The sequence below is a fragment of the Roseivirga pacifica genome (assembly GCF_900111145.1).
Classification (GTDB): Bacteria; Bacteroidota; Bacteroidia; order Cytophagales; family Cyclobacteriaceae; genus Roseivirga; species Roseivirga pacifica.
This window is the reverse complement of sequence record NZ_FOIR01000002.1, coordinates 700977-717504: the sequence shown is the minus strand read 5'-3', so window position 1 is coordinate 717504 and position 16528 is coordinate 700977. Positions and strand designations below refer to the sequence as shown.

16 protein-coding genes are annotated in these 16528 nt (G+C 41.4%); 3 read left to right on the top strand and 13 right to left on the bottom strand.

Annotated elements, in window-relative coordinates; genetic code table 11:
* Positions 1 to 75: 75 nt before the first annotated feature.
* The 4 genes from BMW98_RS11865 to BMW98_RS20465 all read right to left on the bottom strand — a co-directional run bounded on the left by BMW98_RS11865 (position 76) and on the right by BMW98_RS20465 (position 6044).
* Complete coding sequence (locus BMW98_RS11865; RefSeq protein WP_090258802.1) at positions 76 to 1398, bottom strand: TolC family protein; 1323 nt, start codon at positions 1396 to 1398, stop codon at positions 76 to 78.
* Complete coding sequence (locus BMW98_RS11860) at positions 1391 to 4576, bottom strand: efflux RND transporter permease subunit (protein ID WP_090258801.1); 3186 nt, start codon at positions 4574 to 4576, stop codon at positions 1391 to 1393. Before BMW98_RS11860 ends, BMW98_RS11865 begins: the two co-directional genes overlap by 8 nt.
* A 3-nt stretch (positions 4577 to 4579) precedes the next feature.
* Positions 4580 to 5716, bottom strand: coding sequence for an efflux RND transporter periplasmic adaptor subunit (locus BMW98_RS11855; RefSeq protein ID WP_090258800.1), 1137 nt, complete (start codon positions 5714 to 5716; stop codon positions 4580 to 4582).
* Positions 5717 to 5903: 187 nt separating this feature from the next.
* The gene (locus tag BMW98_RS20465; RefSeq protein WP_170836515.1) at positions 5904 to 6044 is read right to left on the bottom strand and encodes a hypothetical protein; all 141 of its coding nucleotides are present in this window, start codon (positions 6042 to 6044) and stop codon (positions 5904 to 5906) included.
* An 82-nt stretch (positions 6045 to 6126) separates the two neighbouring features.
* Between BMW98_RS20465 and BMW98_RS11850 the strand changes: the two genes are divergently transcribed.
* On the top strand, positions 6127 to 6801 hold the full coding sequence (locus BMW98_RS11850) for a DUF4136 domain-containing protein (RefSeq protein ID WP_090258799.1): 675 nt from the start codon (positions 6127 to 6129) through the stop codon (positions 6799 to 6801).
* A gap of 2 nt (positions 6802 to 6803) precedes the next feature.
* Positions 6804 to 7430 (top strand): opacity family porin, encoded by a 627-nt coding sequence (locus BMW98_RS11845; protein WP_090258798.1) that lies wholly within the window; start codon positions 6804 to 6806, stop codon positions 7428 to 7430.
* An 81-nt stretch (positions 7431 to 7511) separates the two neighbouring features.
* On the opposite strand, the gene BMW98_RS11840 is transcribed toward BMW98_RS11845, so the two are convergent.
* The 7 genes from BMW98_RS11840 to BMW98_RS11810 all read right to left on the bottom strand — a co-directional run bounded on the left by BMW98_RS11840 (position 7512) and on the right by BMW98_RS11810 (position 12983).
* Entirely contained in the window at positions 7512 to 8183 is a 672-nt protein-coding gene (locus BMW98_RS11840) for a YiaD family glycine zipper/OmpA-like lipoprotein (protein WP_090259448.1), read from the bottom strand.
* A gap of 177 nt (positions 8184 to 8360) precedes the next feature.
* Positions 8361 to 8840 carry a hypothetical protein gene (locus tag BMW98_RS11835; protein ID WP_139177528.1) on the bottom strand — a complete coding sequence of 160 codons (480 nt, stop codon included), beginning with the start codon at positions 8838 to 8840 and terminating at the stop codon, positions 8361 to 8363.
* Positions 8841 to 8933: 93 nt separating this feature from the next.
* Positions 8934 to 9308 (bottom strand): hypothetical protein, encoded by a 375-nt coding sequence (locus BMW98_RS11830; RefSeq protein WP_090258796.1) that lies wholly within the window; start codon positions 9306 to 9308, stop codon positions 8934 to 8936.
* 27 nt (positions 9309 to 9335) lie between these two features.
* A complete protein-coding gene (locus BMW98_RS11825; RefSeq protein ID WP_090258795.1) occupies positions 9336 to 10841 on the bottom strand; it encodes a potassium/proton antiporter in 1506 nt (501 codons plus the stop codon).
* A gap of 94 nt (positions 10842 to 10935) precedes the next feature.
* Positions 10936 to 11400, bottom strand: coding sequence for a cupin domain-containing protein (locus BMW98_RS11820; protein ID WP_222843640.1), 465 nt, complete (start codon positions 11398 to 11400; stop codon positions 10936 to 10938).
* A gap of 18 nt (positions 11401 to 11418) precedes the next feature.
* Positions 11419 to 12507 (bottom strand): hypothetical protein, encoded by a 1089-nt coding sequence (locus BMW98_RS11815; protein WP_090258794.1) that lies wholly within the window; start codon positions 12505 to 12507, stop codon positions 11419 to 11421.
* Between the two features lie 59 nt (positions 12508 to 12566).
* Positions 12567 to 12983, bottom strand: a complete 417-nt coding sequence (locus BMW98_RS11810; RefSeq protein ID WP_090258793.1) for an SRPBCC family protein — start codon at positions 12981 to 12983, stop codon at positions 12567 to 12569.
* Positions 12984 to 13173: 190 nt separating this feature from the next.
* Between BMW98_RS11810 and BMW98_RS11805 the strand changes: the two genes are divergently transcribed.
* Complete coding sequence (locus tag BMW98_RS11805) at positions 13174 to 13761, top strand: superoxide dismutase family protein (RefSeq protein ID WP_090258792.1); 588 nt, start codon at positions 13174 to 13176, stop codon at positions 13759 to 13761.
* 95 nt (positions 13762 to 13856) lie between these two features.
* On the opposite strand, the gene BMW98_RS11800 is transcribed toward BMW98_RS11805, so the two are convergent.
* Together BMW98_RS11800 and BMW98_RS11795 are read right to left on the bottom strand one after the other, a co-directional pair.
* The gene (locus tag BMW98_RS11800; protein WP_090258791.1) at positions 13857 to 14327 is read right to left on the bottom strand and encodes a hypothetical protein; all 471 of its coding nucleotides are present in this window, start codon (positions 14325 to 14327) and stop codon (positions 13857 to 13859) included.
* Between the two features lie 25 nt (positions 14328 to 14352).
* Positions 14353 to 16320, bottom strand: a complete 1968-nt coding sequence (locus tag BMW98_RS11795) for an LruC domain-containing protein (RefSeq protein WP_090258790.1) — start codon at positions 16318 to 16320, stop codon at positions 14353 to 14355.
* Positions 16321 to 16528 lie beyond the last annotated feature (208 nt).

Sequence of the window (16528 nt, the reverse complement as noted above, 5' to 3'; positions counted from 1 at the left end):
TTGGGAATTGCTTATCTAAAAAAGAAGGCTCACCATTTGGCGAGCCTTCTTTAGTTGTTAAGGTACATCTCTGATCTAAAAGTCAGCTTCTTGAATTCTGCCTGCCAGTTGCAGTAGCACCAACTCTGCAATTTTAGCATCGTATTTGGCCTGTGTAAGGCTTACCTCGGCAGTTAATAAGTTTCTTTGTGCTGTTCTAAAGTCAATGGAAGTAAGCTGACCTAACTTATATTGCTCTACAGAGCGCTCAAAGTTCTGTCTGTTTGTTTGCAAGTTGGCTTCTTGCGCCTGCACTACAAACAGTTTGTTTTGATAATCGCCCCAAGCATTTTCAAAATCAACTTCCAGTTGGTTTTTGGTTTGCTCTAAACCAATTTGACTAATGTTCTCGTTGATTTTAGCCACTTGCTCATTGGTTCGGGTAGAACCGCCATCAAACAGGTTCCAGCTAAGGCTTGCTCCGTAACTAAACCCACTCGATGTATTGGCAGCCGTAAAGGATGCATCGTTGTTGTTGCCTCGTCTGTAGCTGTAACTTCCGTTCAAACTTAAAGAAGGGTAGTAGCCGCCTTGGGTGGCTTTAGTGGCACTTCTATTTGCAGCAATGTTCGAGTTGGCAATTAGAATCTGAACGCTCTCGGTTTGCATACTGGCGTGCAGTTCGTCTCTATTCACCAATCCGTTAAACTGAAGCGTTGTATCTACATTAATTACTGTGTTAGCCGGCTGACCCAAAATAAAGTTCAGGTCGCGTTTGCTATTGGCCAGGTTTTGCTTTGCGTTTAAAAGGTTGATGCTGTCCGTATTCACGTCAACTTCAGCATTCGAAACGTCTAAGCGTGAATTTCTACCGTACTCGTAGCCGTATTGCATTCTGCGCAGCCTTTCTTTCGAGATAACCAGTGTTTCTTGCAAGTTTTCAACGTTGTGCTGAGAGCGTGCCACACCATAGTAACTCTGAAAAAGTGTTAGAATGGTAGCCTCTAAAGTTGCCCTCATATTAAGCTGGCCTTGATTTAGTAGCTCCTTGTTACGTTCTAAGTTATACTTGCGGCTAAAGCCATTAAAAAGCACATAGTTTAAGTTTAAACCCGCATTATGGCTGTCAGACTTGGCGTTGGTAGTTTCAATTACACTACCGTCTTGACGCTCCACATTCAGGTTGTCTATGTTGTAGGTAATACCTGCATTGCCCGATAGCGTTGGTAAATAACCACTATTGAAAATACTGGTATTTGTTTCTGCAATTTTCAGCTGTTCTTCCGAAAGCACCACATCAAAGTTGTTTTCCATTACTATGCGCAATGCATCGTGTTTGGTTAGCATTTGTTGGGCCGAAATATTCAACCCAGAAAACAACAATAGGAGAGTAGCTATATAAATATATCTCTTAGTCATGTAATTCGGTTTTAAGTTCCAGAATCGCGTTTTCAACTTGTTCCTTAGGAACTCTTTTTCCTGTAAACAACCACTTGCTATTCACTTTGAATGAGTTGGAAAGTGAGAGGTAAACAGGGAGTAAAATCAATGTTAATACGGTGGCAACAGCAATTCCGTAAGCAATAGAAATGGCCATTGGAATTAAGAATTGCGCTTGTCGGCTTTTCTCCAAAATCAGCGGTGCCATACCTGCAATGGTAGTAAGCGAAGTAAGGAAAATGGCTCTAAACCTAGCTTTTGACGCTGTGAATAATGCTTCATCGAATGGCATACCGTCTTTAAGGCAGCCGTTGAACTTGCCAATTAGCACAAGGCCATCGTTCACCATAATTCCCACCAAGGCGATGATTCCCAACCAAGAAAGTAGGTTGATAGAGAAGCCATGTAGGTAGTGTCCCCATGCTACGCCAACCAAACTCATTGGCACTAATAATAATAGTAGCAATGGCTGATCGTAAGAACGGAATGTAAAGGCGATGGTAATATAAATTAGGAAAATGATGATTGGAATTACCGTGTTGGCAGACCTTGTCATCTTGTTTTGTTCGCGCTGCTGTCCATCGAAAATAGCCGAAACAGACGGGTATTTCGACTGAATCTCTGGCATAATCACGTTTTCAATATCTGCCAGAATCTCAGGCGCACTAGCATCTATATCCGCTAGGTCGGCCGAAACTTGAATTTCTCTACGGCCATCAAGGTGGTTAATGGCGATTTCTCCACGTTCAATGGTGTAGTTGGCAATTTCTGCAAAAGGAATTCTAGAACCGTCAGGAGCCGAAATCTTCATTTCGTCTAGGTTGTTAATGCTCGAGCGGTTTACCCTGTCGTAGCGCACCCAAACACGGATTTCGTCTTGACCGCGCTGAAAACGCTGCGCCTGAAAGCCGAAGAAACCGTAACGCACTTGGTTCATGACTTCTCTTGTGCTTAAGCCAAGCAAGTAAGCCTTTTCTTTAAGTCGAATACTGATTTCCTTAATACCCTGAGGGTCATTATCAGTAATGTCTTTTAAAAGGGCATTATTCGATAGCTCTTCTTTTAACTCTTGTTTGGCTGCTTTTAGCTCCTCAATGTTGTTACTCAAAAGAGAAACTGAAACTGGACTGCCACCAAAGTTTCTACCGCCACCGTAAACAAGTGATTCAACGCCATAAACAGGCCCCATCTTTTGTCTAATAGCGTTACCGATTTCATCTGAGTTGAAATCTCTCAGTTCTCCTGGTAACAAGTTGATTCTTAATGAACCACTCGATGTACCAGACACACGCTTAATCACATTCTCAACTACCTGTCGGTTGCCAGTTTGTTTGGCAGTAAATTCTTCGTTTACCAACCAGGTTTTTTCTTCTAAAACCGTAAGAATAGAGTCTGTAATACGTACGTTGGTACCCTCCGGCATATTTAGCTCAATACTTACTTCGTCACTAGCTACGGAAGGGAAGAAGCTTCTTTTAATTACTCCACCACCGATGTTTCCTACAGTTACAATAAGTAAGGAGAAAGCGAATGCTACGGTTAAGAATCTGTTATTTAGTGCAAATCTGAGCACTTTGGCGTAAATCTTATCCCTTAATATATTCGTGATATAATCTCCGATTTTGTTCACTTCTCTCAGCTTGGAGAATATTTTACCAACAATTGACTTTTTGGCCTTTGGTTCTTCTTTCTGCAATGCCTTTGAGTGGGCAACGTGTGCCGGAAGAATAATCAAAGCTTCTACTAGCGAAACAGCCAGTGTAATCATTACAACCACAGCAACTTCACTAAAGAATTCACCAATTCTACCATCTAAAAACAGAAAGGTACTGAATGCCAATAGGGTAGTAAGAATAGCCGATACAATTGGTGGAACAACTTCCATTGTACCATCAATTGCCGCTTGAATACGGCCTTTGCCTTGCTCGTAGTGAGCGTAAATGTTTTCTGCTATTACAATTCCATCATCTACCAGAATACCAATTACAATGATCATTCCGAAGAGTGACAGAATATTGATGGTAAGTGACAGGTATGGGGCAAAAATGAACATTCCTAAGAATGCTATTGGTAGGCCTATTGCTACCCAAAATGCCAATCGTGTGTTTAAGAATAGTGATAGGAAGAAAAGCACCAAAAGCGCACCTACACCAGCATTTTCAATAAGCAGTTGGGTTCTTTGCTTTAGGCGAATGGAACCGTCACTTACAATGTCAATTTTTAGGTTAGAGTATCTTTGATTAAACCCTTCTATGTATTCCTTTACATTGGCTGCGGTAGAAAGTAAGTCTTCATCGTTGGTGTTTGAGATGCTTACGTTTACAGCTACTTTTCCATTGAAATAGGTTGCGTTCGGACTTTCTGCAAATCTATCGCGAACCTCAGCTATGTCTCTTAAGCGAATTACATTTCCTGATGCATCAGCCCTTACTACTAAGTAATCTAACTCACGGGCTACATAAGAGCGCGTGTTGGCTCGTATAAGGTATTCCTCAATATCGGTTTTAATATTACCACCTGTTACCAGTATGTTCTCTTGAGAAATGGTTTCTGCTACCTGGCTAAAAGTAAGGTTGTAAGCCTGTAAATCAGACTCTCTAAGGGCAATCTCTATTTCCTCATTCGGAAAACCACTTAACTCCACTTGAGAAATTCCTTCTATGCCTCGCAAGTCATTCTCAATTTCGCGACCAACATCTTTCAATGTTTTTAGCGGAATTTGATCTCCCGTAAGGGCAAAAGAAATACTAGGTCTTACTCTTTCCTGCTTGGCCACAACCAATGGTTCCATACCCGATGGGTAGGAGGGAACCCTGTCTACTGCATTTTTAACTTCTTGCAGCATAAGGTCAATATCTCGGCCCTTTTCTGTTTCTACAGTAATAGTTCCGGAATTTTCGCGACTTACTGAGGTTACTCTATCAATACCGATAACCCCTTTAAGGTTATCCTCAATTTTCAGCATTATTCCCTCTTCTACCTCTAAAGGAGAAGCACCAGGGTAGGTGATGGAAATGCTAATTGTTCGTGTTTCGTTGAGTGGGAAAAATGAAGATTTCATCCTCAGCAAACCCACCACACCAAAGATTAGGATAGCGGCCATAAGCACGTTTACCGCTACCGAATACTTGATGAAATATGAAATTAAATTCCTCATGGCCTATTGTTCAATAGTTCCTGTTTCTCTTGAAGGGGCAATTTTTACGAGCATTCCGCTATAACCACCAGCAACAGGGCGGTTCACCAACTGGGTGCCATCAGGCAGGCCTTTTATCACTGCTGTTTCGTCAGTAAAATAAACTGTGTTTACTTCCTTCACTACCAGTTTATCACCTTCTACTGCAAAAACTTCAGAGTCGTTGATCAAGAGCGATCTTGGAATTTCGATGGCATTGTTTTCTGATCTACCAGCAATTTTGGCCTCCATGTACATACCTTCAATCAGTTCGCTACCTTTTACGCCAATGTATACAGTAACGGTTTGCGTAGCTTGGTCAATTCTTCCATTAACGCGTTTTACAATACCGTCCCATTCCTTTGCGCCAGATAGGTTCGTCAATAATACGGGCTCTCCAACACGAAGAATGTCTAAAAACTCTTGGTTAACGTTTACCTCAAGCTCAAAATCGTTTAGGGAAACGAATTCTCCCATTTTTTGGCCAGAACGAACCAAAGTTCCAGGATTTACAAGCGATTCAGTAAGAATACCATCAAATGGAGCCGTTATTTTGTATTTGCTATAGCGTTCTTCCATGTTTTTGATGGTGTAGTAAGTAGTTACTACCTGGCGACCGTTTACAAAGTATCTTTCCTGATCGTTTACGGGCTCAGGAAGCGGCTTTACATTTTCGTTTAGATCGAAATTATTGAGGTAGGTTTGCCATTGTTCAAACGATTCTTCGTAGTCGAATCGTAAGTCTGGCATCATGCCAGTAATAAGATCGTAAAGTGTACTTCTTTGAGCCAACAAACTGGTGTAATACTCGCGGCTATCAATATCCATTAGTATTTCACCTTTTCGGTAGGCTTGACCGGCCTTAAAGGCCTTGCTAGTTTCTTGCAGTATCCCTTGAACTTCGGCATAAAGTTCAATTTTTCTAGAGGCCACCAAGTTTCCTTTGGCTTCAACCACTATAGGTACATCGGTATTAAGTACAGATTGGGTATAAACGGTTTTTACTGTTTTCGGAACCTCAAAAACCGGTCGTTTATTGTTTTCTACAAGGCTTTTTGCCACATAGAACGATGCTGCTAATAGGATTAAACCTACTGCTATTCCTACAATTTTTCTTACCATAAAGCTTTAATCGTATACAATTAGGGTCTAAAATGTACGCGCTTGTGCAGTTAGACTGTGTTTAGTTAAGGACGTTTAATTCCAGCAAAAGACTTATTTTTTTTCGTAAGCGAAGCTTGCAAATTTTTGAAAGGTCAATTTCTGTTAAGAGAGGTTGGTCAATCTTGCGCACAAATTTTTCCGAGTTTTATTCAATCGTTTGCATTTCAGTGCAATGACTGTTCATTTCTCGCTCACTTAGTTCGAAGTTGCCCTTTTCAATTATGGTTTGCTCCATAACCGAATGATAAACAACCTTTAAGGCATTTTGTTGTAGTGTTGTAAACATTAGTAAATTCAATTATCTATTATAATTTTGATATTAGTGTGAGCCCGTGTTGGGCTAACCAACCCATTTAACAAAAACGCTTATGAAACTCAAAATCTCAAATGCCTGGCCAGGGCTTTTATGCCTATTGCTGGTAGCAGGCTGTTATCCGAATGGAGCTGAATACATCGATGAACTCGATTTAGTGGCTACCATTAGGGATAATTCGGTGAACTACGATGATTACATGACCTATGTAATTCCTGATACAGTAATGTACATTACTAACGATCCTGATAAAGAAATAGCTGAAAGCGAGGAGCAGCTGATTCTAACAAGTGTGCAAGATCATTTTAACAGCTTAGGTTGGCAAGAAAGCACTGACCCTGAGAATAATGGCTCAGATGTGTTGATTACCGCTACGCTAATCGACAATGTAAATGTGTCGGTGATTTACGACTGGTGGTCTTACTGGGGCGGCTGGGGCGGCTGGGGTTGGTACCCACCATACCCCCCTGGTGGTTGGTACCCATGGTATCCTTGGTACCCGGGAGGAATTACAACGGTTTATGCTTATCGCGAGGGTACCTTGATTATTGAGATGGTAGATCCGAATGCTGGAGTAAATGAGAATGATGCGGATACTGATCCAGTGCCAGTACTGTGGTCTGGCTCTATCAATGGCCTGTTAGAGGGTAGTCAGACCAGCATAAATGCTAGGCTAGCCAAGGGGCTCGACCAAATGTTTAATGATTCACCTTACCTAGACAAGAATTAATAATGAAGAAGCTTTATAGAATATTCGCGATTGTAATCTTAGGTGCTGGGCTTTTTAGTACAACAGATGCTGAGGCTCAATATCAGGCCTCTTATTTACATATTGATTATGCCCCTGTAATTGGGCTAGGTGAAACAGCAGACTATGCTGGTGGTTTTAGTTTTAATGGTTTTTCGGCTGGCTATAGGTTCTTTATTAGTACCAACGTTTCGGTGGGCCTGGAGTCTGGTTGGCAAGTAATGCGTGAAGAAAGTGATGGTATTGTTACCGAAGTGATTGAGACCGAAGACAACACGCTTACACTATCTGCCAAGCAGTTTAGGTTTATCAACTCAACACCAGTATTAGCTACCGGTCACTATTATTTTGGCTCTGAGTATAGTGTAAGACCATATGTTGGTATTGGTGTGGGTGGCTATTACATCGCTAGGCGTACCGAAATGGGTTTATATGCTTTTGAGGACAATAACTTTCACTTTGGATTAGCACCGGCCGCAGGTGTAATAGTACCTTTTCAAGGTGATGTCTCAGGGCATTTTGGTGTAAAGTATAATTATGCCACCAAAGCTGGCGATAGTGCTAATGTAAATTACCTCGGCTTCTCTATCGGTGTTGGTTTTGGGCTTTAAATAGAATGAATTAATGGAAAAAGGCCACTTTCTATGTCGAAAGTGGCCTTTTCTCTAATGAATCTAACTAACTAATCTATATTACTCTTGCCCTAACTCTCCGCGTTTTGCCATGCGCTGCATTTTCTTATTAGCATAAATGGCAATTTCAACCCTTCTGTTTTGTTGGCGTCCGCTCGCATTGTCGTTGCTGGCTACTGGCTGCAGTTCTCCATAACCTTCAGTTTGTAACCTGCCATAACCTACTCCAAGGTCAATTAGGTAATCTTCTACTGAAGATGCTCTCTGTTTTGAGAGTTTAAGGTTGTAGTCTTCAGAGCCTGTTGCATCTGTATGGCCCTCAATCAATACGTTGGTGTCTTCGTATTTCTGTAGGGTAGTGGCTAACTCTTGCAAGTTGGTTTTGGTAGCTGGGTTCAAGTCCGACTTATTGGTAGCGAACATAAGTCCCGAATCGAAGGTGATTTTAATTCCTTCACCTACACGTTCTACTTCGGCACCTTCTAAGTCTGCTCTAAGTTCTTCGGCTTGTTTGTCCATTCGGTTACCAATTAAGGCACCAGCAGTACCACCAATTACAGCACCTATAATTGCGCCTTCGGCTGTGTTGTCTTTTCCGGCAATTACGCCACCAAGCACACCACCACCGGCTGCGCCAATGGCTCCGCCTTTTACAGCATTACTTGTTTGACAACTTACTATTACTGTAGCGGCTAGGGCTACTGCTATTAAAGATTTTAATGTTGATTTCATGGCTAATTGTTTTTTTGCCATTGAAATACAAGCGTAATGCCAAGCCAGAAATGAGCGGGAAAACGCGCTTAATAAACTCTGACGGCACTTTCTCTTTTCAGATGGAAAGTGATTTTCTCAAAATGAAAGGGTTTTAGGAAGCTACGGAGCACCTTTTGCGCTCCGCAGCTAGCAGGGTTAATCAATCAACCGATTGATTTCTATTTCCCATTTATGCGCAAGTTGTAGCTCATTATACATGGGAATAAAGTTGTCGTAATTAAAAAGCGTAAGGTTTAGCTTTTTTCCACCGTGCTTCATATCCAGTTCCAACATGATTCTATCAATAATAGAAGTTGTTTCTTTTCCTGCTTTTTTAGAGGTACGATTTACCAAAAGCCTGCAATTGCTTATTTCGGAAAAAGGAATGGCTTGTTGAAAAGGGTCAGCTTTGCCGGTATAATTAAATAGCAAATGGCTATTGTCGGCAGTATAACCAAGGGCAAAGCTTGAGGCGGTGTCGAACGTACTCAATTCGGTGCCTAGTTCGTTGGCCAATTGCTTAAGCGCATCGGTTATTTTCAGGCTATTCTTTCTTTTGCTTTTATACATTATCTGCAAAGGAATAATGCATAGGGCCATTGCAATAAGGCCTATGATTGTTATATCTAGTTCCATTTTATAGTAATTCATGTGCTGCCATGGCCAATGGCCGTGGTAGCGTTTTAGGTAATAAGTAATTGCCTTTTAAGGCGTGGGAGAAAAGTTGAATTACCAGAAATAATGGAATGGGAAGAGCAAATCAGCTTTACGTTGATGTAAGGGTCTAATCCTTCTATCAGCATAAAACTGGTTAATGTTTGTGTGTGCTTGCGCATTGCCATATAAGGCAGCAGCCAAGTGATCCTTGCCTGGGGTATCATCAGTTTGAGCCGGTGTAATTATCCGCTCACTAGAGTTTCTACTTAGGTTGGTGGCATGGTGAAAAGTATCGGAAAGTAAAGTGCTAAGCGTGGTGTCTGCTGCCGAATAATCTCTCGTATTGGCCTCAATATTGGCTACGTAACCAATAAACAGAGTAAATACATAACAAAGCATCAGTGCAACTGACTGGGTTTTTTTGCCGTATGTTCCTGCTCTTTTCATTGTATAGCTGCAAATATAGCTAGTGCATTAGCTGTTTACTTCCTCCTCTACGGGTTTTTCTTGTTCATTAGCGTAAGTACCCAAAACTTTGCGCACTTCATCTAAATGTTCCTGCTTATCGGTAAGCACTACAAGTTTGTCATGATCCTCAATTACAGTTGACCCATTCGGTGTAATGTAACTATCACCTCGCTCAATCATTGCAATCAATACATTTTTAGGAAAACCAAGTTCTACAATTTTTTTACCAATAAGCTGGCAATGGCTGCTAACCAAAACTTCGTCTAAAATGGTTTTTGGTTTCTCTTCCAACAGCATGTCGGTAGCCGAAAGTGGCTTTGCTTTGCTTGGTAGGGCCACATGCAACCACTTGGCCACAATAGGCAGTGTAGTACCTTGAATAAGCACCGAACTAACCGAAATAAAGAACACGATATTAAATATCACATTTGCCTTATCTATTCCGGCCAATAGTGGGTAGGTGGCAAAAACAATAGGAACCGCACCTCTTAAACCAACCCACGAAATATAAAACCGCCTTCTTAGCTTCATGCGGAAGGGGATGAGTGATAGAAATACCGCCAATGGCCTAGCTACGAATATTAAGAAAAGCGAGATGATCAATCCGATGCCAATGTAAGGCACAATTTCACTCGGGAAAACCAGAAGACCAAGGGTTAAGAAAAGCACGATTTGCATTAGCCAAGCCAACCCATCGAACATTCGCATTATGGTTTTCTTGTGAATGAGGTTTTGATTGCCCAAGTAAACGGAACATATGTAAATGGCTAAGAAACCATTTCCGCCAAGTGCATCGGTGCTTGAAAACACAATGAACATAAGTGTGATGGCAAGAACTGGGTAAAGCCCTTCAAAATCAAGGTTAATATTGTTAATGATCCACTTGCTCAGTTTTCCATACAAAAAGCCAGCAGCGGCACCAATGCTCATTTGCATTAAGAATAAACCAATAATTGACCACAAGCTTTTGTCTGGTGTTTGTACTAAGGATAGAAAAGCAATGGTCAGCACATAGGCCATCGGGTCGTTACTACCACTTTCTAGCTCCAGCGTGGGGCGAAGGTCTTTTTTTAGCCCTAAGTTTTTCCCCCTAAGAATAGAAAATACTGCAGCAGCATCGGTAGAGGATACAATAGCGCCAAGCAAAAAGCTCTCGAACAGGGTGAAATCGGTAATAAAATAAACGAATGTGCCAAGCCCCAATGCCGTGAACAACACGCCAAGGGTAGAAAGGGTAAGTCCAACCTTAAGTACTGGTTTTACGGATGACCAGCTGGTGTCTAAACCACCAGAAAACAGAATAAAGTTGAGCGATACAATACCAATGAATTGGGCTACTCCAGGGTTATCGAACTGAATACCGCCAATTCCATCGGAGCCGGCCAAAATACCAATTGCCAAAAAGAGCAATAGGGTAGGTATACCGAACTTATAGCTGGTTTTACCTGCCACTATGCTTATTAAAAGCAACAGCGATCCGATTAGAATAATGTTTTCAATGGTAATTTGCACCTACTGATTCTTAGTTATTTGAGTGGAATAGCAATCAAGAAAACACTTTTTTGATTAAAGCGTTCCATTTCGTTCTGTAAAATATGGGCTTGGTTTATGGTTTTTTCGGTGGTTTCACGCCTTTGTTATCCCATTTTACCACAAAGAACTTTAATGTCTTATCGCCTGTGTTGGTTAGCCCGTGCCAGTCCCATGGTTTAGCGTACATCATATCACCGGCTTTGGCTGGAGATTCTTTGCCTTTCAAGCTCCAAGTGCCTTCACCCTCTAACATGTACATAAACTCTTCTGCCGTATGTTGGTGTGGTGGGTGTATTTGCTCTCCTGGCTTGATCTCCGCAACTGCTGTAAGTGTGTTTTTGGTGCCAAAGGTGTTGGTGCCATCTTCTGGCGTATATATAACTATATCGCCCCAGTTCTCATGGCTAATATTGGCCTGAGTTCTAGAAACGATAATGCTTTCTATATCGGTGAATTTCTCATGACCTTTCCAGCCTACAAAAGCAGAAAGTGTCATGAGTGTAAGGGTTAGCGTAGAATAGAGTAGTGGTTTTTTCATAAAGTAAAGTAACCGTAATTACTCCACTTTGAAAATAGATAGCAATTCTAAATTCGGAATGCCTGATAGTTCATTTGGTTCTCCATCTACTAAATACAAAGATTGTATGTCTGCATAGTTGTTTTTTAATCGTGATTTTCCAACTATGTGCAGTACATTATCAATCTCCGTAATATCCGTAAACTCATAGTTTCGGTGCTCATTTGAAAACTTATGCATTTCGCCATCTTCTAAATAGTAAGCGTACGATTCCTCTGGAGAATTATCAAAGGCATAGAAATTGCCAAGCTGATATTCTTTACCATCAATATGTTTTGTGCGTGATGTTTTGAACGTTCCGTTTGGATTACTTTCAGTTTCAATTTCTATTAGTTCTCCATCTACGAATTCATGTAAAGTATGAGTGCTATTTGGAGATGAAGGGTTTTTGTTCAAATTAATACGCGGGGTGGGGGTTCCGTCAGGAGAAAGATTGAAGCGGTATGAGTTGACTACCGCACCCTCTGGAATTGGTATCACAACTTCTTGACCATTTAAAATGTATTTTGGCTGCCCTGTAGGGCCAGAAAAATTTGCTCCGTATGCTTCAGAGTATGTGGTTTTACGCTCTTGATAAATTATATGGTAGTTTCCTTGGTTATCCTTTAGTGCTACATGAACCATTGAATGTTCAGCCTCGCCAACATAGGTGATATTGTTTCCTTCAATATAAAAGCCTTTATTTCCCTCAACATAACCTGATATAAGGGAGTTTGCATTGGAGCCACTTCCAGTAAAAAAAACAAGCGGATGAGGAAAGCTTGTTAGCAAGCTCTCTGTTCCATTCTCGTTGATGTATAGCTTGGCTGTTTCCCCGTAGTTTCTAGAGATGTAGTATAGCTTACTATTACCTTCTTCATCTACACTTGCTGAGACTAACGTAGTATACTCAGAATTTAATTCAGATGGTATCTCTTGCTCTTTACCATTTACAAGGTGTTTGTAACTGGAAGTACCACTTTCTTTGGCTATCAGATGTATACTGGTTGATGGTTCCGGAGTTTCATCAGCATCTTTACAACTAAAAGCAACTAGAATCAACGATAGAAAAAGTATGTTTATTTTCATAAATAAATGATTTACTCAAATGAACGAAAAATATAGGTAAGACACAATAATGTTTTAGATTACTGTGCTTGAGCGTGTTTTTTATAGTTATCCAAAATAGCTTGCCACCCTGCTTTTTGCATATCAACTGGGTTTTCGTTTTCAGCATCAAATACAATTTTTATAAGTATGGAACCACCCTTATCCTCGAAAGTAATGTCAACTGATCGGCCGTCTTCAAGGTGGTAAACTATTTTTTCGTTTTCCTTCACTTCATCATAAATGGCTTCAAAGTCGAAACCGAAGCTTCCGTCTTTGGCTTCCATACGCGATTTCATTTTACCGCCAACCCTTAGATCGTTTTCTGCCGAAGGGCAGTGCCAACTGTCGTCAGCAAAATTCCATTTTGTAATGTGCTCCGGATTAGTGTAGCAGTTCCACGCAGTTTGCATATCGGCATTTACTGTGGCTTCGATGTTTATTTTCTGAAAAGTCATTTTCTTGAAGTTTTGTCTTCATGAAAATAGTCTTTTTCTGTCTGGTGAACACTTGGTCTTTATTGTTTTGAAATAGATTTTTTCAACTTGAGAAAGTTCATGCTGTGCAATTGGCCTTTACAGCGCCTGTACGGCTTTTAAGGCCTTGGCATGTGATTTTCTTTATGGCTAGCAACCAAAGACTACAACCATGAGAAGCTTTAACAACAATATGTTCACCATTGCACTGGGTATAGTTACTGCACTAGTTGCTTGTACTCAGGTAAAAGAGCAAAAAAACGATGCGCCCGAGAACGAAATACCTTCTCTAAAGCCTAACAAGGAGTTTAAAGTTGTAACCACTGAGCTAATAAGCAGAAGTGGAAGCGAGCTCAAGGGGCAAGTTACCTTTAGCGAATTGGAAGAAGGTAAGATTAACTTAAGCGTTAAGCTAAGTGGCGTTAAACCAGGAGAGCACGCGGTGCATATTCACGAGAAAGGTGATTGTTCGGCAGCAGATGGTAAGTCGGCTGGAGGCCACTGGAACCCTTTAGATGTGGCCCATGGCAACAGAATGGAAAGTGAGACTTTCCATAAAGGAGATATTGGAAATATTACTGTAGGAGAGGACGGAACTGGCACATTAATGCTCGATGTTGCTGGCTGGACAATTGGCGGTTCTGATGTAAGTAATATTTTGGGTAAAGCGGTAATTGTACATGCTGGTCCAGACGATTTTACTTCGCAACCAAGCGGTGCCGCTGGTGCCAGAGTTGGTTGTGGTGTAATAGAGAAATAAACGAGGTTTAGTAATAAACCCTAAATATATAGATTTCGATGCCTCAGCTAATGCTGGGGCATTCTCACTTTTAGGGCAAGCGTAAGCAATGGTCTTTAGTCCATTGGAATATCATCATCCGGATCCTTATCGAATGGACCAACGCCTGGTGGGTTGAAAAGCCCCCACCTGTCAATTGCATAGTCCCACGGATCAAAGCTAGCTACCCAGTCGATAAATAATAGTCGGTATTCTTCAATAAGCTCTCTTACCACCTGAAAGTAATGCACCTCCTTAAAACCAAACATTTCCAATGTGTGGTTTTGCACCATTAGGTCGCGGGCTGCTTTTCTAATAATGGCCGCATTTTCCATTTTAATGTCGTAAAGCCCTGCGCCAGTAGCACCCGCTACTTTTACAGTCAACATCATTGCATCATCCAACATAATGGACTGGGTGAATGCTAATTCTTCGTTGTCCTCAGGTATCAAGTCACAAATTTGCTTTACCGTATCGAATATTTCCTTTCCCTTTTGGTAAATGGGCAGGGTCTTCGGGTCTATAAAATCGTCATCATCTTCAAACATTAAGTGAAATGTAATTCACTTACTATCAATTGTCAAAATATAGTCTATTTACATTTCTATAGCCTGAGTTATCGCCATACCAGTCTTTGAATTGAGTGCCTCGACTTAAACCCCAGTCCACAAACTTGTTGTACCCTTGGTCAATTCTCGATTTTTCTGTCGGATACCTGAACTTGTGAATGATATGAATGGCCCAAGGCAAGTTATTGCTGTCCTGATAGGTTTTTCCGGCAGCTAGGTCTGTTGCATCACCGGCAGTGCCGAATAAGCTTTGGTCGGCCAGAGCAGTTGGCATATTGCCTGCCAGGTGTAGCTCAACACCGCGGTCGTAGCTCGAAAAGATGAATGGGTTGAATGGAGCTTCGCCAATTAGCGTAGGGTCGATTGGGTTGGTAAACTGTACAACCACCTCGAATTCGAAAGGTGCTACGGATGTCTCGTTAGGGTCGGTGTTGATAAAAGATGCGCCTGCAGCTGGCTTTATGTGGTTGAAGCTATCGTTGAATACAATGATCACAGATTTGTTTTGCTGTGCTTCAAGTCCTTTTTCGTTTAGGCTAGTATTGTTGCCTGCAGTACTGTGTCCGCTTACCGATGCTACCAAGTTCGGGTCAACATCTAGTTCAATACCAAAACCACTGTGGTTTGCCGCACCAATGGCCCTGATCGTGAAGTTCATGATTAGCCTTACGCTTTCATTATCTCCATTCAATACGTTTCTGTATCGGTAGCCAATTACCATATCGTTAAAATCGTAATCTCCTTTGTTAGGCCAAAGGTCTTCGAATGCAAAAGAGCCCATGCCTAGTTCTGAAGGCGTATAGCTATCAACCGCAGCCTCAGGGTCATTGGGGTAGTCATCAAGTTCATCAATTACACCATCGTTGTCAGAGTCAACCTGGCTCAAATCACTTGTTTCGCACTTCCATGCAGTTAAATCATTGATCTTTTTGTCGAAGGTTTTTACAATGGAGTAGGCGCCATCTTCCTTACTTATTTGAATAAGATTAGACTGAGCATCATTTGTTCCTACAAATATTCTGTCCTGGCGATCAATAGCCATAGAGGTAAGTTGAAATGGAAAGTTTTCAGCACTAATCCTAATAATCTGCGCTGTGCCATTGGCATCATCAAAAGATGAGAATTTATAAAGTCCTGAAAAGCACGCTAGATATAGTTCGCCATTTGAGTCGAAAGCCAAATCGCCACCTCCACTATTGTTTATAAAGCCAGAGATTTTATAAGTAGCCACCACATTATTGGTTTCTACTTCAACCTTGTGCATCACATCTTTATTACTCATATAAAAGTAACCGTCATAGTACTCAAGCCTTGGGTAGTTTCCGTTAAATGGGTTGTTGGTATGCTTGGTGGTGTATGTGCCCGTGGCAATGTCGTACGCGTATAAGTTCTTGCCCACATTGTAATACATTATGCCATTGGCTTGGTCTAAGGCATTGGCAATAGAGCCACCACCCTGCAGCTGGCCAAGTTCTGTTGGAGCAAAGTCGCTGTTCGAAACATCTATGCTGAAAAAGTCTCCATTGTTGTTTACAGCATAAAGGTGATCTACGCAGCCTTCGTTGTTGCTATTGGCCGCACTGCCAGTAGTGTAGTCTTTAATGCTTAAAGCTGCACTAGCGCCATTAACGGGCATGTTGTATTGCTGCGTTCCGTTTACTGTTGTTTTATTCACATACAATTCACTTACAGAAGAAGGGAGCGTATGGCTCACAGTCAAACCATTTGTTTCTTTAATGTAAGCCCCAACCGAAAGCATTTCACCTTCAAACTCATAGAAAAGCTCATACTTTGCCGCATCGCTGCCTATGTCGTTAATATTGATTTCCACCTGTTTGGCGGTCTCAAAATCAAATGTGTCGAACGAATAATCGGTTAGTGATTGGCTATCATCTACCTCATTACCAACATTTGGTTCTTCAATACATGCAACAAGGGAAAGGCTAAGAATTAGGAAAACGAACTTTTTCATGGCTCACGAATTTTCCTAAAAATCGCTAGTAGTCAGGTTTTTAAAGGGTTATTTCGATGAACCAAGCCTTGCTTTCGATAATTGGCATTTGTTTTCGTTGAATGAAACGGGAAACTTGAGCCTGTTACCGCCAATATTTGGTGGAATTCTTTTCTGCTAAAAACTTCGGGCATACATTTGCCCAAAATGGGGTGCTTGCCAGTTGGTA